Consider the following 22,867-nt stretch of genomic DNA (forward strand, 5'->3'; position numbering starts at 1 on the left):
AAGGGAAGTCACTGCTGCTAAGACGGTAACAACTGTTTTAGGTCACTATCCAGCTTACACAGAACTTGCGACAGAGTTAGGAGCAAGAAGATTTCAAATACCGACAAGTGTTTGGGATTAGATGTCGGCAGCAGAGCAATGGACCGCAAACACCAAGTTTCTTGATAGGATGATTTTGAGAGGGGATAAGATTAGATTGGTTACACCCCCTATAGCGCAAGTATTAGCGGAGCGGAGCTTTTGCTGTAATTAATCATAAGCGGACGCTTATGCCGAGAGAATCTAACTGTCAGATCAGGTAGTGGCTATTACACTTTAAAACTGCTCAGGCTTGCAGGCCTGAACAACTTTTTATGATAACCTTATTTTGTTATAGTATAACGGGGCGAAACCTGATCTGTCATATCCAGTACAATATCATATACTCCTTCCTGAACTTTGATATCATATCCGTTATACGTCAGTTCTCCGGTATTATTCAGCGCATAGCTGTTGCTAGGATCATTGTTAAGGCGGAATCTCAGATCGCCCGTATTCAGTTTGTAATTATTCAGGTAGTAGATATTGGGTTTGTCCTTATCTCTGTTCAACGGAATATCCAGACCTTCCGATCCGTTCGGAGTAGCGGAGCCTGCTATTCCCCAGACAAAAGTGTTACTTACTTTTTTACCGCCTAATTTATTTCCATTCGGAAAGTTGATGAGCAGCGAATCGATTTCTCCTGTAGGTGTGGGTTTGAATGTAAATGTAAAATTGTCATTCAACTGGAATTTATTCGCGGATATCGGGAAAAGCTGATTGCGCGGATAATTCCGCTCATTAAATATAACCAGTCCGTCGATGATCTTAACACAGAAGTCATGATCTTTTGAGGAATAGATGCCTTCCAGTTTTTGCAAAGAGTCATTCGATACAGACGCATTCTGCGGGATCTCGTAAGGTTTATTATATAGAATAGAAGTGATTTTACTCGTTATGAAATCCACAGGATTCATTTCAGCATTACAGAGGAGGATAAAGGTAATATCATCCTCGGGAAAATTAAAATATCTGCATCTGTAGCCGGGACCTCCACCGCTGTGGCCTATTCTTTTTTTACCGTACAGAGAGTCAATTTCATAACCGAGGCCATAATGTTTGTCCTGATAAGGTACCTGTGCCTTTTCCAGAGTAGCTTGCTTCAGAATTTTATTGTTTTTCATGCCTCTGTTGAACTTCCACAGGTCTTCTACAGTAGAGTACATAGCACCGGCACCAAAAGGGTGAGCAGTTTTGAAGCGTAAGGCTTCATTGGAATGTTTATCCGATAAAAATTCATATCCAAGTGCTTTGTTTTCATTCTGCAGCGTTTTTAAATCAAAGCCGCTATTTGTCATCTGCAGGGGGTTGAAAATATAGGTGCTTATCGCTTTGTCATAATCCATTCCGCTGACTTTTCTGATAATATAGCCCAGCAGGTAATAGTTGGAGTTGGAATAGTTCCAACTGGTATTAGGCGCAAAATCAACCTTTTTACCGGAAATAAAAGGTAAAAACGTCTCTTCATTGATCGTGTAATCCGCATCGTCTGCGCCTGGCATTCCGGAAGTATGATTCAGCAGATTTTCAATATTTATCTGATCTCCGTACGGCAATTCCGGAAAATATTTGGAGAGCTTATCCGATAAAGAAAGTTTACCTTGTTCCGCTAATTTGAGAATGACAGTTGATGTGAATATTTTAGTTGTAGAATATATCGTATAGATACTGTTATTAGTGTTCTTTTCCCTTTTCGGAGCGTTTTTGTAGCCATAACTTTTTTCGAAAATTATTTTACCTTTTTCTGCCACCAGGACGGTTCCGTTAAATTGGGATGCCTTTTCATAATGGGTGAGGAGTTCATCTATACGTTTAGTTTTTTGACCATACAAGTGTACCTGAATACCAAGTATTAATATAAAAGGGATCAGAATGTTTTTCATAGAAGATTTATAAAAGCCTGCAACTGTAATTTTTGCTTATACTAATATATGAAAAATACTTCATCCGTATATTGGCTGATCATAACCAAGACCGGATTATTTCCAATCCCTTTCTTATCCTGAATATCCTAAGCAACATGTGGAAGTATATCTTCCAGACAGCTTAATTCAACGAATTGCGGATGCTCGAGGCGATGTTCATGCTGTTCATGCGTCCAGGTGACATGATAGGGGATATGCGCCGCATGTCCTCCGATCTCCAGTACCGGAAGGATATCCGATTTAATCGAATTGCCGAGCATCAGAAAGTGTTGAGGCTGGCAATCCAGATGCTTCAGGAGTTTCTGATAATCAGGAATCTGTTTGTCGCTCATAATTTCGATATGATGGAAATAGCTTTCTAATCCTGATTTTTTCAATTTACGCTCCTGATCCAGCAAATCTCCTTTGGTTGCCATCACCAGTTTGTACCTGCCTTGCAGTTGCTGAAGAGTTTCTTCTACTCCGGGTAAGAGTTCTATGGGTTTTTGTAATAAATCCTTACCTAATGCGATTGCCTTTTCTATAAGCTTAAAAGATGCTGTTCCATGCGATACACGTGCGATGGTCTCAATCATACACAGCATAAATCCCTTTACCCCATAACCATAGAGGTGTAGGTTTTTCATTTCTGTACGAAAGAGTTCCTGTGAGATGGTATGATGAGGCAGATAGTCTTGCAGAAGATTGCAAAATTCTCTTTCCGTTTCCTGAAAATAAGGTTCATTAACCCAAAGTGTGTCATCTGCATCAAAAGCGATAACCTGTATTTGATTTTTCATGTTTAATCTTTACTTTTCATTTGCGAAGTTGCACATATAAATAATTTCAAAAAAGGACATTTGTCCCAAGCCATATGGTACGAACTAATCTGGATCTTTTATCCTATATCAGCAATCTTTACAATGGTCAGGATCGTAAAGACGATATTATCTTACGCAAATTTGAAAAGGGACAACTGCTGTTGCAGCAGGGAGATCCCTTGTCCAGACTCTTTATTGTGAATGATGGTATTACGAAGTGTTATTTCAGAGAGGAAAATGGTAAGGAATTCGTGGTTGAATTCTTGGGGAAAGGAGAAATACTGGGCGAAGTAGAGGTCATCAGTCGCATCAATTGTTTGTGCAGTATAGAGGTACTCGCTGAAACAGAAGCTTTTTCTATTGCTGTACCGTATTTCAGAATGTTGCTGGAAAAAGATATTGTATTTAACCGGCTACTTATGGAATCGTTTTCCAGCCGTATTGTGAACACCAGCAGCCGGGCTTCTTTCCAGCAATTGTATACGGTCGAATACAACCTTTCCAAGTTGTTTCAGCTACAGGCCGATCAGCAGCTGGATATCTCCAAAGAGGATATGGCTGCTTATCTCGGTATTACTATACGAAGTCTGAACAGGACGTTAAAGAGTCTGAAATAAGTATCTGAGAGATAATAAAAAATAGTATCTTTAACACACTAACCAGTAACATCAACCTTATGAAAACAATCTTTATTAGTCCGCTGATTGCAATGTGCGTATTGGCTTCCTGCAACAATACTCCTGAGGAAAAAATAAACACGCTGTCCGGCAGCTGGAAATTGATCGAAAGTAAGACGATAAAAGAAAAAGATACCACCATAGCTTTTACGGATACCAGTAAAACGGAGATGATCAAAATGTTTAATGATACTGATTTTGCTTTTTTCAATCATGACAAGAGTAAAGGCAAAGACAGTACAGCATTTTTTGTGAGCGGATCGGGCAAATATATTCTGAAAGGAGACCAGTATCGGGAGAACCTGCAGTATTGCAGTCTGCGGGATTGGGAAGGTAAAAGTTTTGATTTTACGCTGACGATGAAAGGAGATACCCTGATTCAGAAAGGAATTGAGCATATTCCTGAATTAAATGTAGATCATGAGATTATTGAAAGTTATATCCGGATAAGATAACAGATGTCGATATATTCGATCTTATTTTTTGAAAGAAAGTAATCGGATTGGTTTAAAATCTCTTATTTTTGATACTATTGATGATACTTTTTCACTTGTAACTATGAACTTTTCCCTTCAGCCCCTTTTAGAAAATGACTATGTAGCCTTAGTCCCCTTATCCGAAACTGATTTTGAACCGCTGTATGCTGCTGCTTCAGATGAAAAAATATGGGAACAGCATCCTAATAAGGATCGATGGAAGAGAGAGGTTTTCCGGTTGTTTTTTGAAGGTGCTGTGAACAGCAAAGGTGCTTTCAAAATTATAGATAAGCAGACGGGGGAGATCGCCGGAAGTACACGCTTCTATGACTATGACGAAGAAGCCAGAAGCATTCTGATCGGCTATACTTTTTACGCGACGAAATATTGGGGTAAAGGAATTAATCCTGCGGTCAAGAAGATGATGCTGGATTATATTTTCCAATATGTAGATACGGTGTATCTGCATGTCGGAGCAGATAATATCCGTTCACAGACTGCCGTTGAGCGAATCGGGGGAGTAAGTGTGGGTAAGCGGGAGGTTGCCTATTATGGCGAACCATCCCGTACAAACGTCGTTTATCACATTACTAAAGAGTCCTGGCTTTCGACCCCGGGTAATTCCTGAAGTACGATTAATAGACAACTGTTTCTTTGACCTCACAGTTTTGGGAAATCCATGCTGCGTCAAAGTCGCTTATTTCTTTACGTTTGCCTTTGTAGATATAATAGCTTTTTTCTTTTTCTCCTTTTACAGCCGGGCCGGGCATTTTGTTGGTGATCTTTTCTTCGGGACAGTCTCTGATGAGCTCTTTAGGTTTCGATGTATTTTGCTTAACGGCATTGCAACTGCTTAACAGGCAGATAAAGGATAAGTAAAGTATAGGTTTCATATCGTATTTGATTTGCTAACAGAACGAATATGAAAGGGAATACGATACACAGACCGCATAAAAAATATAGAAAGGGGGGAAACACAGACCGTTAATGAAAGTTTTTTGAAACAACATATGCTGTCTGTTGTTACTTTCTTAGCTTAGAGCTTACTTTAAAAAAGTACAAAGGTGGTTATCAAATGAAAAACAACAGTATGAGAAGATCTATTTTAAAAGGAATTTTAATCCTGACATCCGGAATATTACTTGTATCCTGCCAATCTTCAGGCCGGTCTGAATCCACTAAGGATAGTATTACTAACGCAGATAGCAATCCTGTACCTGTAACGTACAGCTATCAGAATAACGGAGATACTATAGTGCTTCAACTGACAAATCTGGAAGGTAAGGTGACAGGCGAACTGGCTTACCAGATTAAGGAAAAAGACCGCAATACCGGAAGCATTGAGGGCGTATTGACGGACAGCCTGTTGCTGGCTGACTATACCTTTCAGTCTGAGGGTACAACTTCTGTGCGTCAGGTGGCTTTTAAGTTTAAAGGTGATACAGTAATCGAAGGGTATGGAGATATTGAAGAACGGGATGGAAAAATGGTTTTTAAAGAACCAGAAAAATTACATTTTATTGCTGAAATGCCTTTGGTGAAAAAATAGTATGAGAATAAAAGATATAGCTGTTGCCGGGTTCCTCGCAATTGTGCTCAGCTTAAGCAGTTGTTCCATAAAAAAGGGCAAAACTCAGGAACAGGAGGGAACTCAGGATATGCAGAACACAATAAAATTAACAGGGCGTATAACAGAGATCGTAAAAGGAAAAGATGGATATACTGCTATCCTGAATACAACAGACGGATCGGTCTGTTATGCGACGATCAGTATTGTAAATCTGCAAAAGGGTAACAGTACATATAAATCTCATGAGGTAGGAGACACCATTACAGTAAGTGGAGAAAGCTGGAAAGATACGGAGGGAAAGATGTATATCACTGTACGGGAATTGAACTAAGTAACAAGGATAAATTTCTAACCTCTCTGCCCTTTGGGCATCTCTCCTTGAAAAGGAGAGAATTAACATAGGTTTAACCGTTGTTCCTACGCTGACGCAGACATGTTGCTTGTGCCTTTGTAGTTTTATGTTTGTAATCTCTCTGCCCTTTGGGCATCTCTCCTTGAAAAGGAGAGAATTAACATAGGTTTAACCGTTGTTCCTACGCTGACGCAGACATGTTGCTTGTGCCTTTATAGTTTAATGTTTGTAACCTCTCTGCCCTTTGGGCTCTCTCCTTGAAAAGGAGGGAATTAACATAGGTTTAACCGTTGTTCCTGCTCTGACGCAAGCATTTTGTTTGTGCCTTTAACAGGCAAATATCTAGGGTGTATATATTCCGTTAAATAAAACAACCCGCCAGCCATCGGGATCTTCATAGGTTTTACTTTTTCCTTCCCAATATGGATTTTCAGGTGCCACAGCTTGAATATTCATGTCCTGTAATCTTTTATTGGCTGCTTCATACTGTTCCGGAATATCATAATATAGCACCAGTAAATTTTCCTTTGTAGGAGCGGGCAGTGAAACAGGATCTGCATATTGAGTGAATTCGAGATGATGTCCGCTGTCCGGAAGCCCTAACATGACACCATCGTATCCCTGATGTCCCTTGAAGGCGCCTATCTGTGGCAAACCTAAGCCTTCCGTGTAGAATCGAACAACTTCTTTTAAGTTGTTGGTCGGTCTTGCTATCCGGAATTGTACTGCTTTTATTTTTGCTTTTGTTAAGGTTGAGGATTGTGCATACACAGGATTGTTTACCATAGTACTAAGAAGAGGGATAAGAGTAAGGCAAATGAATGTTGATTTTTTCATAAATGTATTGTATTTGATAACAATACAAAAGTCGCCTGTTTGGGACTGCAGTACAATATCGATACTACGGTATGACGTACCAATTTTACGGCTTTTGGCGAAATTCTGTTGGCGAAATTCCTTTTGCTGTTTTAAAATATCTGGAAAAATGAGAAGCGGTATCGAAATGCAGTTCCTCTGCAATTTCTTTGATACTAAGAGAACCGTAGTTGAGCAGGAGTTCAGACTCCAGAATTATCCGCTGTTGAATAATATGGATAGCAGGGACGCCCAGTTGGCCTTTGACACATTCGCTTAGGTATTTGGGAGAAATATGCAATATTTCGGCATAGTCCTTTACGGTTTTCCATTCTTTAAAATGCTGTTCTACCAGTTTTCTGAATTCGTGCAGAATCTGAAAAGGTCTGTTGAGCCCCGTGCCTGAATTTAATAAACAGATCTCACAGATACGGTTGTAATCATACAGCAGTTGCAATGCATAGAGCCGGATAATATCCGGAAAGAAGGGGGACTGTAACCTGATCTCGTGTTGTATGCGATTTAGCTTATACAGGGTATCTTGATAATCTGCTTCCGGCAGATCAAAGACAGGTGGGTACTCCGGATTGATATACAAAAGTTCGTCCATGACTTCGCTTCTGACAAATCCTTTTTTTATAAAATCGCTATCAAAAACTAAGACAGCAGCATGGAAATCTGCACTGTAATGCTGCAAACTGTAGCTGGTCTCTGCTGGTATGATGGAGATGGAGGAAGGCCGGATATCAAACTGATGCCGGGACACGGTTGCATGACCTTGTCCTTCTATACCGAGGATAATCATATAAAAATTATTCCGGGCAGCAACAATTTCTTCAGCTAAAGCATGGAGTCTGACAAAGGCAAATTCTGCAGGCTTTAGCAATATTGTATCCTGGGTGAAGGTATATTTTTCTGAGAAATCGTTAATGGACAGGAGCATAGGCTATGGATATTATATTATCCCTCATGGGTAAGAGCCTGATGCAGTCCTATTCTGTTGCCTTCACTATCTTTAAATTCAGCAACAAAACCCCACTGACCATTAGAGGTCACCGGATAAAGTATCTCTGCACCATTTTGAACGGCAGTATTCAGTGTTTCTGTAATATCCTGTGTATAAAAATAGACCAGAATGCCGGCCAGAGAAGGCTGATAGATCTCACCTTTAGCCAAAGCTCCGGATATTCCCTTTTCTTCCTCTTTAAAAGGAAAGATCGCCATTTCATTGTTATCAATATTATCCATTTCAAACTCAAAACCGAAAACTGATTCGTAAAATATACGCGCACGTTGCAAATCAAGAACGGGAATTTCAAAATAAACAACCGGATTGGAAGACATAGTATACTGCAATTAAAATGTGTTAATAAACCTGTATTAAAATGGATTTAAATATAAAGATCCTTATCCGTAATTTATGTCTGAGAAAAGTCTTTAAAGGAAGTTTATTTCTTATTGCTGATAACTTTAAGATGATCTGCTATTTCTTTCAGATATTCGTTGCGCTCCTGATATAGTTTTAAAAAACGTTTTGTGAAAACTAATGCTAAGTAATAGACTATGAAAATAATAAATACGATTAGTGCCAGATTAAATAATGGCCATAAATTTGAAATGATGTGCATATTAATGATGTTAAGATATCTTATGAAACGCTAATGTTTATATTCCTCAGCAAGCATGACTTTTTCTTTTCTAATGTTATTCTTAAAATCCAGAGTTGTCATGCCCAGTTTTTGTCGATGATAATAGAAGTAAAAGTCAAAAGAGCCTCCTACAATTCCCTTGTCGGGTATATAGACAAACCGGTCGATACCCCTTTCATACTCATAATAAAAATCAGGTTCATGCCAGTCAGTATATGTCCAAAATTGGAATGCAATACTTCCGTCTTTAAGTTTCCATTTTTTAGAAAGATATTCTCTTCTGTCTCTAAGACGGTCAAGGGTAGCTGTATGCCTTTCATTGGGTAGAGTATAAATAGGAAAATAGGTTTTAGGATAAGTAGACTCAAATATTAATTCGAAATCGGATACAGTTACAGGATTTAATTTAGTATTGATAGTTCCATAAACATTGCTGAAAATTTCTGATCTATTTCTGATAGCATAAAATTGTAAAAGACAATTATAAGGGGTAAAATACTTTCCTTCTTTTTTAATCACTATTTTATATTCATTAAAATACTTTGTTTTTTCACCATATTTTTCAGAGAATATAGACATTGTATTTCGTTGAAAAAGGTTTTTAAGCTTTCCAATAGGTAACAATTTAGATTGTATGGTATCTAAGCTAATTTCTTTCCAATTATCACTGCCGCCTTCTAAATTTGGCAATACTGAAAACAATATGAGATTCTTTTCTGAGTCTTCATGTTTATCGTAGATGTTATTTATATATACAATATTATAGAGTTCTACACTATTATCTATTCCATATAAAGTTTTTGTAGCTAGTTTGTAAGTATGTAAATCATATTTTTGATCTTCATTCTCGGGTTCAATTATAAAATATTTTACCTGTCCAAATAAATATGAGTTACAAATTATTAGAAACAAACCTAATAGTGTAAATCTACGGATTGCATTTTGTGCCATTTTTTTATTTTATGGATTTATCCAATCAATAATATAACTCAATAAAGCTAAATGAACTCTACATTATACCTCTAATGTCATCTCCAAGATAGATTTTATATATGATCAGATTCTTTTTGCCTTTTTTTGGATATATTGGAATAGGTATCTTTCCTGGTTTATCAATTCTTATATTAGAAGGAATTGAATCACTATCGAACAAAAGTAATTTATAATTATTTGAGCTATCTATTGTTAATCCAGGAAGAGTTTTAACATTGGCAATTTCAATCTCATTTTTATCATTTAAATCAAATAAATTTATTGAAATTGCCGTTTTACCATTTTCAATATTTTTGTCATTTTTATACCTTAAATTGTATTTCGCTAATTTTCCAAATTTTACTGTTGTTGAACATCTAGACAAAAACGATAATGCGATTGTTAAAAGAAGAAACGAATATTTTGGAATCTTTTTTTGCATATTATAAGAATTAATTATCACATTTTTTACCCTTTATTCCTGTACGATATTGAGTTGCTATTTCAGCTCTTCTAATAGCAGGGTAATTTGTATTTAGTTTTAATTTTGTATACGTGCTCTCCAAAATTTTACTACCAAAAGTGTTTTGTAAACCATCTGTAGCAAGTGTTCGAGCCACATTCATATCAGTGCCGTATTGTTGATTTAAATAACCAGCGATTACATCAATATAACTCGACCACATCATATCATGTTGATCTATCATAGTAGTGAAAAATCCTTTTGTATAAAGATAAGCATGAATGGATTCATGAACAACAGCCAAGGCAACATACTCCTGAGAAGCGTTTGGAAGTGTGTTTGCATTGAGTTCAATCTTAACATCCAGATTTGATGTTCCTGATGTAAAAGTTGTTGAGGCAATACCTGCTGTCAGATCGGGTAATCTGGTTGTCTCATAAAACCGGAGATTAATCTTGTCATTTTGTTTGAAAACATCTAAGAGGCATTCGTTTGTCAAAGATGCAATATCATTACTGATCACTTCATCAACTATTTTCTTCAGACAGGGATTTTCAATATTATTTTCTATGTTCTCTTCTTCCTTTTGTTCGCCTGTATCACCACCACCTATTGGTGGGTTAGTCGGGTAATAATCACCTGGATTGGGTGGTGGATCATCGTAAATTCCACCGTCTCCGTCATCAATTTCATCCGTATCTGTACAGGAGATCTGATTGAGCTGTCCGTTCACATAAGCATATACACATTTCTTTCCTGCTGCCATTTTGACTAAAGAGCCCATACTTTTATTATACTTCTCGATAGCGGTTACATTCGTCTGATTCAGATTTTTTATATTTTCTCCTTTACTAAAGGTAGCTATTTTTGTGCTGTTTGACAGAATAGATGAAGAGATAATCGTTCCTGAAAAGGCTTTCTTTGTTTCTACAGGAATAAAAGTCAGCAGCAGGTATCTCCATTCTTTGCTACTGTTTTTGAATGCTTTGATCCATACCTGATCCTGTAATGAAATCACGGTGTCCCCGAGTGGATATGAAAGCTCATCCAATACATTTACCTTGATGTAAGCCGTATCCGTACTTTTCCATACAATCCTGCTCCATTTAATAGAAGTTCTAAAGTTTGGATTCAGAAAGTAGATATCCTTTTCATTGTACCCGGTTTTTTGTTCAAAATCCAGTTTAAGAGATTGTGAGTTTTCTGTTTGAGGATTTAATTCCAGTAGCTGATCTTGTCTACACCCATACAGACAGGCCAGGAAACTAAAAATGAGTACTAATTTAGTTTTCATAATTAAACAGGTTTTTAATAGTTATCTTCAAATGTATCTTTATTAAATTGAAATAAAAAAATATCGAAAAATATCTTATAACCTGAGGTTGTAATTATGAAAATTTGCCTGAAAATGAGGTTAATACAATGAAAGAGTTCTTGTTAGCTCTTAAAAGAAATACTAATAGCTGATTATGATTGTTGAGATATAATGGCCATCTATTACATAATTCAATGAAATGTAGTAATCTGAGAGGTATTACAATAATATATTATCAGTAACCCATTAACTCCGCTTTAATACCTTGCTCAACAGATTGCGTTCCTCTTCTGTCAAGGGAGTTAATTGTTCCATAAGAGGCAATATATTTTGACGTTGCGGGGTGGACAGGAGTAAATGCAATAAACCGATTAATGTTTTTTCGGTTTCCGCTTTTATCCCCATGAATATTTTGGGCTGTATACAGTAGAGTTCTTTGATCACATGGAGCAAGTCTTGTTTTTGATCCTGTTCCGCACTCGAAAATACCGGAAGTAAAGCCTTTTGCTCTATATCTGCCAGATAGGTAGCGGCCGCCTTTTCTTTGATGTATTTTTTCTGTTTACGATAGAGAAATTCTTTCAGATCATTGTTTAGTTTCCGATAAACAATATGATGATTGAGCTGGCTGAAAAGATTATCCTGTTCTCCGTCAGCTAAGGATTCCCGTTCAAAGGAATCAAAAAACGGGGATTCGATATAGACACTATGATGAAAATCTATCGCATTGTTATTGTAGCTGGTCAGTTCTTTTGCGATCTCTACTTTATCCTTATTCAGAAAATAGTAATAGTAGCGGTCACCGATGCTGTCTCCCCAGCGGATATAGTTGATGCGGAAAGGGTAGACCTGCTCCTGATGATCAGCTATAGTCCATACAACAGCATCTTGTTCTAAGATGAGCTGCTTATAGCCCAGCGGTTCGTCAGAGATAGACAAATTGAATCCCAGATCCTTATTTAACAATAAAAACCAGCCGAACTCCTGTGCCAGAAACGTGTTAAATTCCGCACTGTTCAGTTGCGCCGCGGTGATGCCAAATATACCTTCCAGAATCACTTTTGTACCGGTATGTGCCGCTTTGGAGATTACTTTATTAATATCTTCATATTCATCTTTCTGATTACGTTCTATAACAATACTGTATTCCAGAAGACTTCCTTCGTGAAGATAAACGGTCTGCCAGGTCGCCCGTGTGGCGAATAATGAAAAAGAAAAACGACCTTTTCCTTTTTTACCCCGGGTGTAAGAGGAGCGTTGTATATTTTTCTTTTTAAGGGAATCCAGGAAATTTCCGAAAGAAATATTCAGGGTTTCCAATGGAATCCCTTCGCCGTTGTCCTCAATGACTATACGCTGAATATGTCCCAGTTCATTAGCTTCGGCATACAGATTGACATGGGTAGCTTTGGCATCAAATCCATTCCAGATATACTCGGCAATAGCCTGGCGGTAATCTTTTGGAAGTCCTGCTGAATCAATACTGGCATTTGTGACGTTGGCTTTGTTCTTCATTTCGGAGAAATTATATCAATATACGAATGTAAGAAAACTTTAAATGTTTATCATCTTTTGCTTTTTAAGGAGCTGATTGTAAAAATATGAACCATGGTAAAGGAAGATTGTACAATAAGCCGTATTTTCATGTCGGACAGTATATTGCGCTTAGAACATGTCTGCAAACTTACGGTCTGCCAAATTGTTAATGTATTAAATAACGTGAAAATATGACCTTCTTATATTCCCGGAAAATTATCACTGTATTACTGGTTACGGGTATTTGTGCTGCATTTGTAGCCTGTAATTCGTATAAATTTTATCAAAATAAAGACTATTCTTTTTACCAGCCGGACTTTCGGTTGAGCGACACCTCTATGTTGCGTACAGACGGTGTGTATGTCCTGCAGGAAATATGGACCAGTCAGCGTGACACTAAAAGAACAGTGACAGCGAAGGAAAGAGAAATTTATAAATTTTATCCGGCAGGTCAGGTGAATATGGTGCTGGATCCGGAAGATACCACATCCCGTAAAGGTACCTATGCAGCTGCTTTTAATAACAGCATTGCGGATCAGATCGCAAAAAAAAGCCGTACGCTTTTTCAGAGTTACTACAAAACAGAAGGGGACAGGTTAGTCGTACAACGTATGAATACCCCTTTGGCCCAGTTTAATTATACCTATTTTACTGTAAAGAAGGATACATTGATACAGGTCTCCTCTACTATAGATGGGGGTGGGCAGATCAGGGATAAGTATTATACGGATTATTATAAGGCATACTATATATTTGTGCCGGTGAAAGATACTTTTACTCCCCCCAATTGGTAACCAGTTCACAGGGGTAAAAGGATTTAAATATTTATCTGCGGAAATTCATTCAAAAAATAAAGTACATGGCAATACAGATCAACTGGGGTATGATCGGAGCGGGGGATGTCACGGAGGTCAAGAGCGGACCTGCTTTTAAGAAGGTTGCAAATTCGGATCTGATCGCTGTAATGCGCAGAAATGAAGAAAAAGTTAAGGATTATGCCGAAAGACATGGCGTGCAAAGATGGTACACGGATGCACTGGCATTGATCCGGGACAAGGAGGTGAATGCTATATATATCGCTACTCCTCCGGATTCACATGTGGCATATGCAATAGCAGCTATGGAAGCCGGAAAGGATGTATATGTCGAAAAACCTATGGCATTAAACAGTACGGAAGCAGAAAAACTGGTACAGGCTCAGCAGTTATACGGACGTAAACTGGTGATTGCTCATTACCGTAGAGCTCAGCCTTATTTCAGAAAAATAAAAGAGTTGCTAAATAATGGGGCTATCGGCACCGCAAGATTGGCTTCTGTTCGTTATTTTCAGAAGACACTGACTGCAGAACAATTGCAACAGCCCAAGATGAAGTGGCGTATAGATCCGCAACAATCCGGAGGTGGTTTGTTTCATGATATTGCGCCGCATCAGATCGATCTGATGTATTATTTTTTCGGTAAAGTAGCTGCAAGTACAGGAATTTCCCACAATCAATCGAAAATGTATCAGGCTCATGATATTGTATCAGGGCAGATCTTATTTAAAAATGATGTCGTGTTTCAGGGGATATGGGCATTTAGTGTACATGAAGAGCGGGACGAATGCGAAATCATAGGTTCAGAAGGACGCATTTCCTTTTCGTTTTTTGATCAGCGTATTATACGTTTATCCAATAAGGATGGGGAACAAGAGTTTAAATTTGAGCCTTTACCTCATGTACAGCAACCCATGATCGAAGAGGTGGTAAATTATTTTGGTGGTGGAGACATGAATCCCTGCAGTGCCGCTGAAGGTCTGGCTGTAATACAGGTAATGGATAGTTTCACCGGAGATTGATTTATAAATAGCATATCCGGAAAATGCTGTCAGAAGCTGGAGGGGGAGATCACGTGTACAGGTGAAAAATACCCGGCTAACGGAAGCTTAATTTAGTTCTGCATTATACATACAACAGGTTTGAAAATTAACAAAAATCCCTGATCTGTCGTTGGACGGATCAGGGATTTTTGTTACAGATGCATTTCTATCTGCTTTAAAATTAAAGTATTCTAGCTATTGAACCGCAGAATAACCCTCTTCTTTCCTGACGTCGTTGTATACCTTTTATTGAAATTTCTTTTTTTTCAATCGTATTTTTAAATTTGTATCACATTGTTACCTAGTACCTATAAAAACCGACGTCTGTTATTCGTCCAATTCATTCTTCATGAAACTTGTGTTTTACTTTTTTTTGTGGTTTGTTCTGTTGGTAGTTCCTTACCCATTGCTCGCACAACAAACCGCAGCTGACAGCCTATTGGCTAAGATTGAAAAAGAACCTTCCGATTCTTTAAAAGCCGTTTATTATTACAAGCTGGCTTCTACAACGTATCTGCAGGATGCTAATCGTGCTCAGGAATGGGCAAATAAGGGTATGCAGCTGACAAAAGAGCGAAAGTTAAAAGACCTGGATCTGGACTTTCTGAACCTTAGCGGTGTTATTTATCTGAAACTGAATGAGTATGATAAGAGTATTGAAACTCATTTTAAGGTATTAAAACTCCGTGAAGCGAAAGGTGACAAAAAGGGTATGGTGCGTGCTTTTATGAACATCGGAAATGTGTTTAATAAAAGCGGAGACACCAAGCAAGCTTTACGCTACTATCAGGAGAGTCTGACGCTCGCCGAACAGATCAGGGACAATCAGTCTATCGGCAATCTGTATAACAATATTTCAAATATATACAGTCAGGATGCACTGGATAACGGAAAGCCTGATGCCATCAAACAGGCGGTGCAGTATCTGCTGAAAACAATACAGTTTGCAAAAAAGAATGTGCCGGATCAGGATCTTTCAAATACGTATATCTTATTGAGCTATGTCTATCTGAAAGACGACCAACTGGAACTCAGTAAGAAATATACGGATCTTGCTGTAGCCCTTACAGATAAGACAAAGGATAAGCTGGCCGGTTCGTATGCACGTATTAACCGTGCTAATATTCTGGTAAAACAGGGTTTGTTTGAGGAGGCTACACAGGAGGTTGCCCGGATTAAAAAACTAATCCGTGAAAGTGGATTGGATTATCTGAATGATGAATTCAGCACCGATTTTGAGAAAATAGCAAAAGCTGTAAAAGAAAAAGATACTTCCGTCTTACTAACAGATAAGGATAGTCTGCTGCGGGTGAGTGAGGAAGAGGCCGGGCTGCAAAGACTCAAAGTAAGAGAAGAACTCCGTGAAAAATATGAAAGTGAGAAAAAGGATCTGGAGAATAAAAATCTGTTGCTGGAAAACCGTAGTATAGAGCAGGAAGCTAACCGGATCAAGATACTATGGGTAGCTACAGGAGCTATTGTACTGATACTGGCAATGCTGTTTGTATTGATACGTAAGAAAAATCATTTGTTAAATGAAGAACGGGAAAGACTGCTGGAGGCTAATGAAGAAATACGGCAACAAACGGAGATGATAAAGGAGCAACATCAGTCTCTGATGCAAGCAGAGCGGTTCAGGTCCCGGATATTTTCTGTGGTTTCGCATGATCTGCGTGCACCGATCAGTACTTTTCAATCTTTATTATCTTTTTCCAAGATAGCCGAAATTCCACCGGAAGATATCCGAAGTTCGTTGCTCAAGATTGGCCATGAAGTCAATATTGCCTCTACGATGCTGGATGAATTATTGGTCTGGTCTGCGGGGCAGATGTCCAGTGAGGAACTCCGGATAGCATCTATTGAAGTTCGGGAAATCGTACAATCCAGTCAATTGCTGTTTCAGGAAAGAATTACAATGAAGAGTTTAGCGCTAATCAATCATATCCCGGATACATTGGTTGTGCGTGGAGATAGAAAACGCTTTGAGTTTATTATCCGTAATCTGATCAGCAATGCCATTAAATTTAGTTTTACAGGTCGTCCGATTACAATAGGCGCGGATCAGTCGGATACTGAGCTGCAGATCTACGTGAAAGATGAAGGTGTAGGAATGAGCGAAGAGCAACTGCTGAGCCTGAAAAGTATCTCGACGAAAAAAAGTCATCCCGGCACCTGGGAAGAAAAAGGTACCGGCCTTGGGCTCTTGTTATGTGATGACTTTGCTGCCAGAATGGGCTGGTCTATTTCTGTCAGTAGTCAGGAAGGGTTCGGAAGTATATTTTATATTCACATACCTCTTTCTGATCTCAGATAAGCAGAAAGTTTACTTTGAAATATGGATTCGTCAGATTTTAGACGTCTTTCGCAATCCGTATGTCAGAGCTACAATAAGTATCAGGAAGGCAATCAGCAAAAATGCCGTATCTATCGAAAAACGGAAGGATATATAACCTAACATTGCCGGGCCAGCCAGCTGACCTGCATATCCCATGGTACTGATAACCGGTATTGCGATAGTGGCCGGGACATTCCGGATGCGTCCGCCTTCGCTAAAGAATACAGGAACAATATTCGCTGCTCCGATTCCCAAAAGTATAAATCCGAACAGCGTAAGCGGGAGCCAGGAAGCCGCAACAGCAATAAAGATACCTGCAGCAGCGATGACTGATCCGCCTACTACAACTGTCTTCCCGTCTAATCGGGAAATGATACGATCACCTAACAGGCGCATGGTTGCCATGGCTACAGAGAAAGCGGCGTAACCAACGCCTGCAAGCTCTGGTGCTACACCCTTATTTTCCCGAAGGAATATCGCACTCCAGTCTAACATTGCTCCTTCAGAAAGAAAAGTGATAAAGCACATCAGCCCCAAAAACAGTATGCTTGCCTGTAGCCAGGATACACCTGTCTTTTTCTTTTCGTCAGGTGCAGCCGCAAATTTTACAATTAATTCCTTCTCAGTGTGCATATCAAACAAAAACCTGAAATTCCAGGAGACAATACAGATGAGTAAAATACAGATAGCGACAATGGCGGTGATAGGAGGAAGTCCCATCTTAATGAGAAAGCCTAAACCCAATGATCCAAATAATCCACCAACACTGAAAAGTCCGTGAAGGGAAGACATAATTGGTTTTTCAGCACTATTCTGTACCTGTACCCCGTGTGCATTCATGGCGACATCTACAGTACCGAGCGCCCCTCCGAAAAGGAATAAGGAAACACCCATCCATACAGGCGAGCTGATAATCAGCAATAAAGGCAGGATAAGAGCCGTGGCCAGCGCTGCTACCAGTATAACCCGGCGCGTACCGTATTTGTGTGAGAGAATTCCACTGACAGGCATCATCGCAATAGCTCCGGCACCCAAAAGCAAAAGTAAAATTCCCAGATCAGCATCATTGATTCCTAATCTGTCCTTAGCATAAGGAACCATGGGTGCCCAACTGGAAATGGCTAATCCGCAAACCAGAAATATAGCTTTGGTTGCTGTAATGGCCTTTGTTGTTTTGAGTTTCATTTCCATCATTTTGATAGTTTTATTTTGCAAATAAATGCAAATTTTCATAAAATTGCAAAATAATTAAAGGGTTGTCGAAAAATAAAATTGGTATTTGCAATGAAAATAGAACATTTGGCCATATGGGTCGCAGATCTGGAAAGAATGAAAAACTTCTATAAAGAATATTTTGCTGCTGTTGCGGAGGATAAATATATAAATGAGAAAAAACAGTATATGGCTTATTTCCTGCAATTTTCTGAAGGGGGGACCCGTCTGGAACTGATGAACAGGCCGGATATCTTTCCAGCTACATGCCGGGGGATTATGGAAGGGCTTACGCATTTTGCGATTACTGTAGGAAGTAAGGAGGATGTGGATAGTATGACAGAAAGATTGCGCAGGGACGGATATACGATCTATAGTGAACCCCGCATTACCGGAGACGGGTATTATGAGAGTGTAGTGCTGGATCCCGAGGGGAACCATCTGGAGCTTATCGCTGTCTAAGATTGGATGTATAATCAATAATTTTTTAAGTCATGTTAAAGGAAGAACGTTTTGATCATATTCTGACTGTGCTGAGGGATGCGGGAAAAGTGGGATATACCCCGCTTTCAGCAGATTTGTCTGTTTCAGAAGATACAATCAGAAGGGATATAGATACCCTGGCAGACCGGGGACTGCTTGTAAAAGTAAGGGGCGGGGCTATACTGCCGGCCAAAAATCCGCTTAATTTTCAGGACCGCAGCTCTTATTTCACTACAGAAAAGGAAATTATTGCCTTGAAAACGCAACCATTTATCAAAGCCGGACAAACTATCTTTATGGACGGAGGTACGACTATCTGCGAAATCGCGGCTCATTTGCCAACGCATTCAAATTTCAGAGTTATTACCAATAATCAGGCTTTGATCCCTCTGCTCTCCGTATACAAAGGGATTGAAATTATTGTTCTGGGAGGAATTTATAACCGGGAGACACAGGTAAATAGCGGTCTACAAACCTGTGAAGAAGTATGTTCATATGTGGCCGATCTGTATCTGATGGGGGCATGCGCTATTCAATATCAATACGGCATTACTGCCGGCACTAAAGAAGAACGAGATCTGAAACAAGCTATGTTAAAGTCTTCTTTGCAACAGATCGTGGTGAGCCATACGGATAAACTGAACAGTACATATCCGTTTAAAGTATGCGATGTATCGGATGTAGATACCTTGATAACGGAAGCAGCAAGTGATGATAAGCGGCTGGATGATTTTCGCGGATCGGGAATTCAGCTGGTTTAAGATATCCTAAATGATCTTTGCAGCAAATGTTCTTCAAAGGTGAATGTTGGTCTTTCCGGTTTTTTATTCTTATTTTAGATACAAAATGTAGCATATGCTAAAGGATGTTTACCTTTTAATGAAAAACAGTTATGATTAAAAGAATCTTTTTATTTACACTTTCGGCCGGTTTTCTGGCAGTCTCGTGTCAGTCTAATACAAATCAGAACAACAGTGAAAATGCAGCGGATACCAGCGAAAATGTGCTCTCTGAAAAGATACCTGATATTCCGTTTACAGAAGCTGAACGTTACTTTGTCAAAAACACCTATAATAACAGTAAAACGGAAGAGTTAAAAATCACATCACAGGAAGAATTTGACCGTATTTTTGGTATGGCAGCTGTGATGGGAGAGGATGGTACGCCTACCTCTATAGACTTTGCTAAAGTATATGTCTTAGCGGTGATCGGTACAGTCACAGATACAGCGACTACCATATCGGCTTCCGCACTGAAGCAGGTCGGTGATCATCTTGTACTGGATTATACAGTCAAAGAGGAAGGTAAACAGTCGTTTACAGTACATCCTGTACTGTTGGTGCTTGTTGATAAACAATATCAGGGTGAAGTCAGGTTCAATAAACAATCCTGATTACTATGGCTAAAGCCACAAGCTGTGCAGAAGATAATCTGTCTCTTCTGCACAGTTTGCACTCGCATCTTAATCCCATTGATGTGTTGAAGATAATGCGATTTTACCGCTGCCGGTAAAGAACAATGCAATGCTTATTCCAGCATATATGGCCAGAGTTTCCAGAGCCCAACCTCCGTTTTCATTGAGACTGAATATAGCTGCTGTCTGTGCCAAAATAATTGCTGTCAGACAATTTGACGCAAATAATACGGCTGCCAGTCTTGTTCGGAATCCTGCAATAAGCAGTATTGGTGCGATCACTTCTCCCACATATACCCCGTAAGCAAGTACAGAGGGTAATCCATTTTCTTTGAGCAGGCCTTCAATATAACTGATTCCGTGTATTATTTTACTGATCCCGTACATCAGCATCGGAACAGCAATAGTAATTCTGACAATGAATAGCCCTATGTCTTGTGATTTTTTCATTTGATTTGATTTTTGATGTTAAAAATTATGTTTTAGAAATATGCCTGTATTTTCGAGTGTTTTATGACTATTGTTGAACTGATCCAGATTAAATGCAAGACCGTATATGTTGCCATTTATTTGTAATCCTGTCCGCAACTGTTGAAATCCACGCTGGTATTCTCTCGTATTGATATTTGCTACAGCCTGAATTTTAAAATATCCATGTATTACAGGAGTAATAACAGGTGTGTATAGTGCATTGAAGGATTGTTCGAGCGTAATTCCTTTCTGATAGGTTATCCCGGCGGCATAAGACAATGAAAAATTCCTATGCCGGAGCTGATACTGTGCAGAAACTGAAGTAAAGATTCCCGGATTTTTTAAACCTACAGCCGTGCTGAAAGATATGTTTTTATGCAGGGAATAGGCAAGACTGTTTCGAATAAAAAATATATCATTTTTCTTATCTCCATATTCTGTGTCGAATAAGGTTAAGTTGTCCAGTTTCCACTTTGGGCTGAACCTGTAACTGACTTGATGGATATAGGAGAATGCCCTGTTTCCAAGTATGATTTCCGGACTATATTCCGGATGTTGTGCGAAGAGGGTAAAATCCGCACAACAAAGGATTAAAAAAAGGGTAATACGTTTCGCTGCTTTCATCTCATGTTATTTGACAGAGGCAAAAGTAGGCGGCAGAGTTACGCTAAAAATTAAGGTATCTTAAGAAATCTTTGCAGCATTTTTCTTTCTCAGATGACTGAGAAATTCGGGAGTCATTCCCAGATAGGAAGCTATTATATATTGAGGTACCCGTTGTTCTATATCACGGTATTCGGACAGAAATGTACAATACCTCTCATAAGCATCTACACTCATGTGTTCGAGTGTGCGTTCCTGAAGAGCCACATATGCATTTTGAATTTTTAATCTGAAAAAATCAGACAGCGCGGGTACTACAGTATATAATCTTTCCAGTTGCTGACGGTTTATCCGGATAATAACGCTTTCTTCCATTGTTTGCAGGTACATCCGGGATGGTTTCTGCGTGAGATAACTATACAGGTCATTGATCCACCAATCTTCTATTCCGATCTGAAGGGTATGCTCCTGGCTTTTGTCATCCAGGTAATAGCAGCGCATGCTTCCTTTGGCGATATAGCGCATATGTCGGGAGATTTGTCCGGGCTCTAGTATATATGTTTTTCGTTTGAGCAGCTTTGGTTCCAGTGCAGGGATGATCTTTGCTACCTCTTCTTCCGTAAGTGGCACTGTTTTTCTAAAGTGAGCAATGAGATCTCCGATATACTTTTCATTATCCATAACCTGTCTGTGCGTTTGAAGACGCAAATATAATACATCTCCCCTTACAGAGCTAAAAGGAGGGACATAGCAATACTCTTGCCGTTACAAGTAATTGTCCCGTATGGCGCTGTGTATGCTCTGCAGCATGGAAAAGTAATCCGGTTAAAGTAGTCGGTATACGCTTGCGGCCAAGGTAACGGGTCGCTGTGAGCTGATCGGTATCCGTACTGCACAATTGGGATATAGCGGATTGCAGTTGTACTTCCAGTTGAAGCAGGAGACTTTCTAAAGTCACTGTGGGATCTACCAGGCCCTCCTTTGCCAGATAACTCAACTGCTGCTCGGACAGCGGAAGATCCTGTGCATAGGTAAACATACGGTCTATAACTCCGGTGATATGCTGTAAGTGAAATCCTATGGAAGCAACTCCGGCAGGACGTTGCCAGAGGCTCTGTTCATCTATTCCTTTTACAGCATCAGTGATATCTTCCTTTGCCTGTAAAAGTGCGTGTGCGACTGGTTGCAATAATCCCGGTACGCCGGCAACCGGCCCCCGCATCCATACTTCAGGTTCTGTTGCCTTTTTCATATTTATCTGTAATATACCATAAGTTAGTAATTATTTTTTGCATATGAGGGCTTTCGAACAACCGGTTTTCTTATTTGTATTGTCTTCGTAAATTATGTTTTCTTTTATGAAAAGCATCCATACTCCATAATGCCCAGATAATAAGTACAGGCTGCATAAATAACCGAAAAAGCCGGAGTCCGTCTGTATTTAATCCGAAAGCGTCTCTCTGTTCTGTGTATTGTGCTATGTTTCCAGGAAAAACAGCAATAAAGAACAGTGCTACAAACCAGGGGATCCAGTTTTTACGCTGTCCCCAGATAAGGATCAGTAAGGCAAGTCCGATCTCTGCAATACCGGACAGGATCACAACCAGATCTACATCCATCGGAACCCATGGCGGTACTTGTGCACGAAATTCCAAGCGGGCAAAACTCAGATGACCGATACCCGCAAACAGAAGAAATAATCCCAATGCAATACGGGCAATATGTTGAATCGTTGATATCTTTCTGTTTTTCATGGTCAGGGTAATGATATGTAAGATTAGAAACAGCCAACGATGGATAAAGTTTAGTAAAATATAACCCTT

Annotated in this window: 27 protein-coding genes; 11 read left to right on the forward strand and 16 right to left on the reverse strand. The window is 39.2% G+C overall.

All coding sequences use genetic code 11. From position 1 onward, the window contains the following. Positions 1-362: 362 nt before the first annotated feature. Both HMPREF0766_RS04920 and HMPREF0766_RS04925 read right to left on the reverse strand, forming a co-directional pair. A complete protein-coding gene (locus HMPREF0766_RS04920; RefSeq protein ID WP_002994281.1) occupies positions 363-1,961 on the reverse strand; it encodes a serine hydrolase domain-containing protein in 1,599 nt (532 codons plus the stop codon). Positions 1,962-2,089: 128 nt separating this feature from the next. Then, positions 2,090-2,782, reverse strand: coding sequence for an HAD family hydrolase (locus tag HMPREF0766_RS04925; protein WP_002994283.1), 693 nt, complete (start codon positions 2,780-2,782; stop codon positions 2,090-2,092). Between the two features lie 74 nt (positions 2,783-2,856). Between HMPREF0766_RS04925 and HMPREF0766_RS04930 the strand changes: the two genes are divergently transcribed. The 3 genes from HMPREF0766_RS04930 to HMPREF0766_RS04940 all read left to right on the forward strand — a co-directional run bounded on the left by HMPREF0766_RS04930 (position 2,857) and on the right by HMPREF0766_RS04940 (position 4,584). Continuing rightward, a complete protein-coding gene (locus tag HMPREF0766_RS04930; RefSeq protein WP_002994285.1) occupies positions 2,857-3,420 on the forward strand; it encodes a Crp/Fnr family transcriptional regulator in 564 nt (187 codons plus the stop codon). Between the two features lie 59 nt (positions 3,421-3,479). Further along, positions 3,480-3,935, forward strand: a complete 456-nt coding sequence (locus HMPREF0766_RS04935) for a DUF5004 domain-containing protein (RefSeq protein ID WP_002994287.1) — start codon at positions 3,480-3,482, stop codon at positions 3,933-3,935. A 103-nt stretch (positions 3,936-4,038) separates the two neighbouring features. After that, positions 4,039-4,584 (forward strand): GNAT family N-acetyltransferase, encoded by a 546-nt coding sequence (locus HMPREF0766_RS04940; RefSeq protein ID WP_037459601.1) that lies wholly within the window; start codon positions 4,039-4,041, stop codon positions 4,582-4,584. A 7-nt stretch (positions 4,585-4,591) separates the two neighbouring features. Here the strand turns inward: HMPREF0766_RS04940 and HMPREF0766_RS04945 are convergent, their stop codons facing one another. After that, on the reverse strand, positions 4,592-4,849 hold the full coding sequence (locus HMPREF0766_RS04945; protein ID WP_002994291.1) for a hypothetical protein: 258 nt from the start codon (positions 4,847-4,849) through the stop codon (positions 4,592-4,594). 197 nt (positions 4,850-5,046) lie between these two features. On the opposite strand from HMPREF0766_RS04945, the gene HMPREF0766_RS04950 reads away from it, so the two are divergent. Further along, positions 5,047-5,505, forward strand: a complete 459-nt coding sequence (locus tag HMPREF0766_RS04950) for a hypothetical protein (protein ID WP_138944198.1) — start codon at positions 5,047-5,049, stop codon at positions 5,503-5,505. Position 5,506: 1 nt separating this feature from the next. Further along, the gene (locus tag HMPREF0766_RS04955; RefSeq protein WP_002994295.1) at positions 5,507-5,857 is read left to right on the forward strand and encodes a hypothetical protein; all 351 of its coding nucleotides are present in this window, start codon (positions 5,507-5,509) and stop codon (positions 5,855-5,857) included. A 363-nt stretch (positions 5,858-6,220) separates the two neighbouring features. Here the strand turns inward: HMPREF0766_RS04955 and HMPREF0766_RS04960 are convergent, their stop codons facing one another. The 7 genes from HMPREF0766_RS04960 to HMPREF0766_RS04990 all read right to left on the reverse strand — a co-directional run bounded on the left by HMPREF0766_RS04960 (position 6,221) and on the right by HMPREF0766_RS04990 (position 12,647). After that, positions 6,221-6,715, reverse strand: a complete 495-nt coding sequence (locus tag HMPREF0766_RS04960; protein ID WP_002994297.1) for a VOC family protein — start codon at positions 6,713-6,715, stop codon at positions 6,221-6,223. Between the two features lie 85 nt (positions 6,716-6,800). After that, positions 6,801-7,676: an AraC family transcriptional regulator gene (locus tag HMPREF0766_RS04965; protein WP_002994299.1), complete on the reverse strand. Its 876-nt coding sequence runs from the start codon at positions 7,674-7,676 to the stop codon at positions 6,801-6,803. Between the two features lie 17 nt (positions 7,677-7,693). Beyond that, on the reverse strand, positions 7,694-8,077 hold the full coding sequence (locus HMPREF0766_RS04970) for a VOC family protein (RefSeq protein ID WP_002994301.1): 384 nt from the start codon (positions 8,075-8,077) through the stop codon (positions 7,694-7,696). A 314-nt stretch (positions 8,078-8,391) separates the two neighbouring features. Further along, a complete protein-coding gene (locus HMPREF0766_RS04975; protein ID WP_002994305.1) occupies positions 8,392-9,333 on the reverse strand; it encodes a hypothetical protein in 942 nt (313 codons plus the stop codon). 58 nt (positions 9,334-9,391) lie between these two features. Continuing rightward, entirely contained in the window at positions 9,392-9,796 is a 405-nt protein-coding gene (locus HMPREF0766_RS04980) for a hypothetical protein (protein WP_236590545.1), read from the reverse strand. A 10-nt stretch (positions 9,797-9,806) separates the two neighbouring features. Then, positions 9,807-11,111, reverse strand: a complete 1,305-nt coding sequence (locus HMPREF0766_RS04985; protein WP_002994309.1) for a hypothetical protein — start codon at positions 11,109-11,111, stop codon at positions 9,807-9,809. Positions 11,112-11,378: 267 nt separating this feature from the next. Further along, complete coding sequence (locus HMPREF0766_RS04990; protein WP_002994311.1) at positions 11,379-12,647, reverse strand: ATP-binding protein; 1,269 nt, start codon at positions 12,645-12,647, stop codon at positions 11,379-11,381. 212 nt (positions 12,648-12,859) lie between these two features. On the opposite strand from HMPREF0766_RS04990, the gene HMPREF0766_RS04995 reads away from it, so the two are divergent. From HMPREF0766_RS04995 to HMPREF0766_RS05005, 3 genes are all read left to right on the forward strand, one after another. Continuing rightward, positions 12,860-13,462 carry a hypothetical protein gene (locus HMPREF0766_RS04995; RefSeq protein WP_002994312.1) on the forward strand — a complete coding sequence of 201 codons (603 nt, stop codon included), beginning with the start codon at positions 12,860-12,862 and terminating at the stop codon, positions 13,460-13,462. A 65-nt stretch (positions 13,463-13,527) separates the two neighbouring features. After that, positions 13,528-14,505 (forward strand): Gfo/Idh/MocA family protein, encoded by a 978-nt coding sequence (locus HMPREF0766_RS05000; RefSeq protein WP_002994315.1) that lies wholly within the window; start codon positions 13,528-13,530, stop codon positions 14,503-14,505. Positions 14,506-14,875: 370 nt separating this feature from the next. Then, positions 14,876-16,840 carry a tetratricopeptide repeat-containing sensor histidine kinase gene (locus tag HMPREF0766_RS05005; RefSeq protein WP_002994318.1) on the forward strand — a complete coding sequence of 655 codons (1,965 nt, stop codon included), beginning with the start codon at positions 14,876-14,878 and terminating at the stop codon, positions 16,838-16,840. 30 nt (positions 16,841-16,870) lie between these two features. Here the strand turns inward: HMPREF0766_RS05005 and HMPREF0766_RS05010 are convergent, their stop codons facing one another. After that, a complete protein-coding gene (locus HMPREF0766_RS05010) occupies positions 16,871-18,046 on the reverse strand; it encodes an MFS transporter (protein ID WP_236590544.1) in 1,176 nt (391 codons plus the stop codon). Positions 18,047-18,145: 99 nt separating this feature from the next. On the opposite strand from HMPREF0766_RS05010, the gene HMPREF0766_RS05015 reads away from it, so the two are divergent. From HMPREF0766_RS05015 to HMPREF0766_RS05025, 3 genes are all read left to right on the forward strand, one after another. Continuing rightward, positions 18,146-18,535: a VOC family protein gene (locus tag HMPREF0766_RS05015; protein ID WP_002994324.1), complete on the forward strand. Its 390-nt coding sequence runs from the start codon at positions 18,146-18,148 to the stop codon at positions 18,533-18,535. 32 nt (positions 18,536-18,567) lie between these two features. Further along, a complete protein-coding gene (locus tag HMPREF0766_RS05020; protein ID WP_002994327.1) occupies positions 18,568-19,317 on the forward strand; it encodes a DeoR/GlpR family DNA-binding transcription regulator in 750 nt (249 codons plus the stop codon). A 131-nt stretch (positions 19,318-19,448) separates the two neighbouring features. Beyond that, positions 19,449-19,949, forward strand: coding sequence for a hypothetical protein (locus HMPREF0766_RS05025; protein ID WP_002994330.1), 501 nt, complete (start codon positions 19,449-19,451; stop codon positions 19,947-19,949). Positions 19,950-20,018: 69 nt separating this feature from the next. Here the strand turns inward: HMPREF0766_RS05025 and HMPREF0766_RS05030 are convergent, their stop codons facing one another. The 5 genes from HMPREF0766_RS05030 to HMPREF0766_RS05050 form a co-directional block, all read right to left on the reverse strand. Continuing rightward, complete coding sequence (locus HMPREF0766_RS05030; RefSeq protein WP_002994333.1) at positions 20,019-20,420, reverse strand: DoxX family protein; 402 nt, start codon at positions 20,418-20,420, stop codon at positions 20,019-20,021. A gap of 18 nt (positions 20,421-20,438) precedes the next feature. Next, positions 20,439-21,065: a hypothetical protein gene (locus HMPREF0766_RS05035; RefSeq protein ID WP_002994337.1), complete on the reverse strand. Its 627-nt coding sequence runs from the start codon at positions 21,063-21,065 to the stop codon at positions 20,439-20,441. A 60-nt stretch (positions 21,066-21,125) separates the two neighbouring features. Continuing rightward, positions 21,126-21,725, reverse strand: a complete 600-nt coding sequence (locus HMPREF0766_RS05040) for a Crp/Fnr family transcriptional regulator (protein ID WP_002994339.1) — start codon at positions 21,723-21,725, stop codon at positions 21,126-21,128. A gap of 52 nt (positions 21,726-21,777) precedes the next feature. After that, on the reverse strand, positions 21,778-22,296 hold the full coding sequence (locus tag HMPREF0766_RS05045) for a DinB family protein (protein ID WP_002994341.1): 519 nt from the start codon (positions 22,294-22,296) through the stop codon (positions 21,778-21,780). Positions 22,297-22,366: 70 nt separating this feature from the next. Further along, complete coding sequence (locus HMPREF0766_RS05050) at positions 22,367-22,798, reverse strand: DoxX family protein (RefSeq protein ID WP_002994343.1); 432 nt, start codon at positions 22,796-22,798, stop codon at positions 22,367-22,369. Positions 22,799-22,867: the final 69 nt, after the last annotated feature.

The organism is Sphingobacterium spiritivorum ATCC 33861 (assembly GCF_000143765.1).
Classification (GTDB): domain Bacteria; phylum Bacteroidota; class Bacteroidia; order Sphingobacteriales; family Sphingobacteriaceae; genus Sphingobacterium; species Sphingobacterium spiritivorum.

Excerpts from the sequence above, each read along its gene's own strand:
- HMPREF0766_RS04920 (WP_002994281.1), bottom strand. The coding sequence starts at position 1,961 with ATGAAAAACATTCTGATCCCTTTTATATTAATACTTGGTATTCAGGTA.
- HMPREF0766_RS04925 (WP_002994283.1), bottom strand. The coding sequence starts at position 2,782 with ATGAAAAATCAAATACAGGTTATCGCTTTTGATGCAGATGACACACTT.
- HMPREF0766_RS04930 (WP_002994285.1), top strand. The coding sequence starts at position 2,857 with ATGGTACGAACTAATCTGGATCTTTTATCCTATATCAGCAATCTTTAC.
- HMPREF0766_RS04935 (WP_002994287.1), top strand. The coding sequence starts at position 3,480 with ATGAAAACAATCTTTATTAGTCCGCTGATTGCAATGTGCGTATTGGCT.
- HMPREF0766_RS04940 (WP_037459601.1), top strand. The coding sequence starts at position 4,039 with ATGAACTTTTCCCTTCAGCCCCTTTTAGAAAATGACTATGTAGCCTTA.
- HMPREF0766_RS04945 (WP_002994291.1), bottom strand. The coding sequence starts at position 4,849 with ATGAAACCTATACTTTACTTATCCTTTATCTGCCTGTTAAGCAGTTGC.
- HMPREF0766_RS04950 (WP_138944198.1), top strand. The coding sequence starts at position 5,047 with ATGAGAAGATCTATTTTAAAAGGAATTTTAATCCTGACATCCGGAATA.
- HMPREF0766_RS04955 (WP_002994295.1), top strand. The coding sequence starts at position 5,507 with ATGAGAATAAAAGATATAGCTGTTGCCGGGTTCCTCGCAATTGTGCTC.
- HMPREF0766_RS04960 (WP_002994297.1), bottom strand. The coding sequence starts at position 6,715 with ATGAAAAAATCAACATTCATTTGCCTTACTCTTATCCCTCTTCTTAGT.
- HMPREF0766_RS04965 (WP_002994299.1), bottom strand. The coding sequence starts at position 7,676 with ATGCTCCTGTCCATTAACGATTTCTCAGAAAAATATACCTTCACCCAG.
- HMPREF0766_RS04970 (WP_002994301.1), bottom strand. The coding sequence starts at position 8,077 with ATGTCTTCCAATCCGGTTGTTTATTTTGAAATTCCCGTTCTTGATTTG.
- HMPREF0766_RS04975 (WP_002994305.1), bottom strand. The coding sequence starts at position 9,333 with ATGGCACAAAATGCAATCCGTAGATTTACACTATTAGGTTTGTTTCTA.
- HMPREF0766_RS04980 (WP_236590545.1), bottom strand. The coding sequence starts at position 9,796 with ATGCAAAAAAAGATTCCAAAATATTCGTTTCTTCTTTTAACAATCGCA.
- HMPREF0766_RS04985 (WP_002994309.1), bottom strand. The coding sequence starts at position 11,111 with ATGAAAACTAAATTAGTACTCATTTTTAGTTTCCTGGCCTGTCTGTAT.
- HMPREF0766_RS04990 (WP_002994311.1), bottom strand. The coding sequence starts at position 12,647 with ATGAAGAACAAAGCCAACGTCACAAATGCCAGTATTGATTCAGCAGGA.
- HMPREF0766_RS04995 (WP_002994312.1), top strand. The coding sequence starts at position 12,860 with ATGACCTTCTTATATTCCCGGAAAATTATCACTGTATTACTGGTTACG.
- HMPREF0766_RS05000 (WP_002994315.1), top strand. The coding sequence starts at position 13,528 with ATGGCAATACAGATCAACTGGGGTATGATCGGAGCGGGGGATGTCACG.
- HMPREF0766_RS05005 (WP_002994318.1), top strand. The coding sequence starts at position 14,876 with ATGAAACTTGTGTTTTACTTTTTTTTGTGGTTTGTTCTGTTGGTAGTT.
- HMPREF0766_RS05010 (WP_236590544.1), bottom strand. The coding sequence starts at position 18,046 with ATGAAACTCAAAACAACAAAGGCCATTACAGCAACCAAAGCTATATTT.
- HMPREF0766_RS05015 (WP_002994324.1), top strand. The coding sequence starts at position 18,146 with ATGAAAATAGAACATTTGGCCATATGGGTCGCAGATCTGGAAAGAATG.
- HMPREF0766_RS05020 (WP_002994327.1), top strand. The coding sequence starts at position 18,568 with ATGTTAAAGGAAGAACGTTTTGATCATATTCTGACTGTGCTGAGGGAT.
- HMPREF0766_RS05025 (WP_002994330.1), top strand. The coding sequence starts at position 19,449 with ATGATTAAAAGAATCTTTTTATTTACACTTTCGGCCGGTTTTCTGGCA.
- HMPREF0766_RS05030 (WP_002994333.1), bottom strand. The coding sequence starts at position 20,420 with ATGAAAAAATCACAAGACATAGGGCTATTCATTGTCAGAATTACTATT.
- HMPREF0766_RS05035 (WP_002994337.1), bottom strand. The coding sequence starts at position 21,065 with ATGAAAGCAGCGAAACGTATTACCCTTTTTTTAATCCTTTGTTGTGCG.
- HMPREF0766_RS05040 (WP_002994339.1), bottom strand. The coding sequence starts at position 21,725 with ATGGATAATGAAAAGTATATCGGAGATCTCATTGCTCACTTTAGAAAA.
- HMPREF0766_RS05045 (WP_002994341.1), bottom strand. The coding sequence starts at position 22,296 with ATGAAAAAGGCAACAGAACCTGAAGTATGGATGCGGGGGCCGGTTGCC.
- HMPREF0766_RS05050 (WP_002994343.1), bottom strand. The coding sequence starts at position 22,798 with ATGAAAAACAGAAAGATATCAACGATTCAACATATTGCCCGTATTGCA.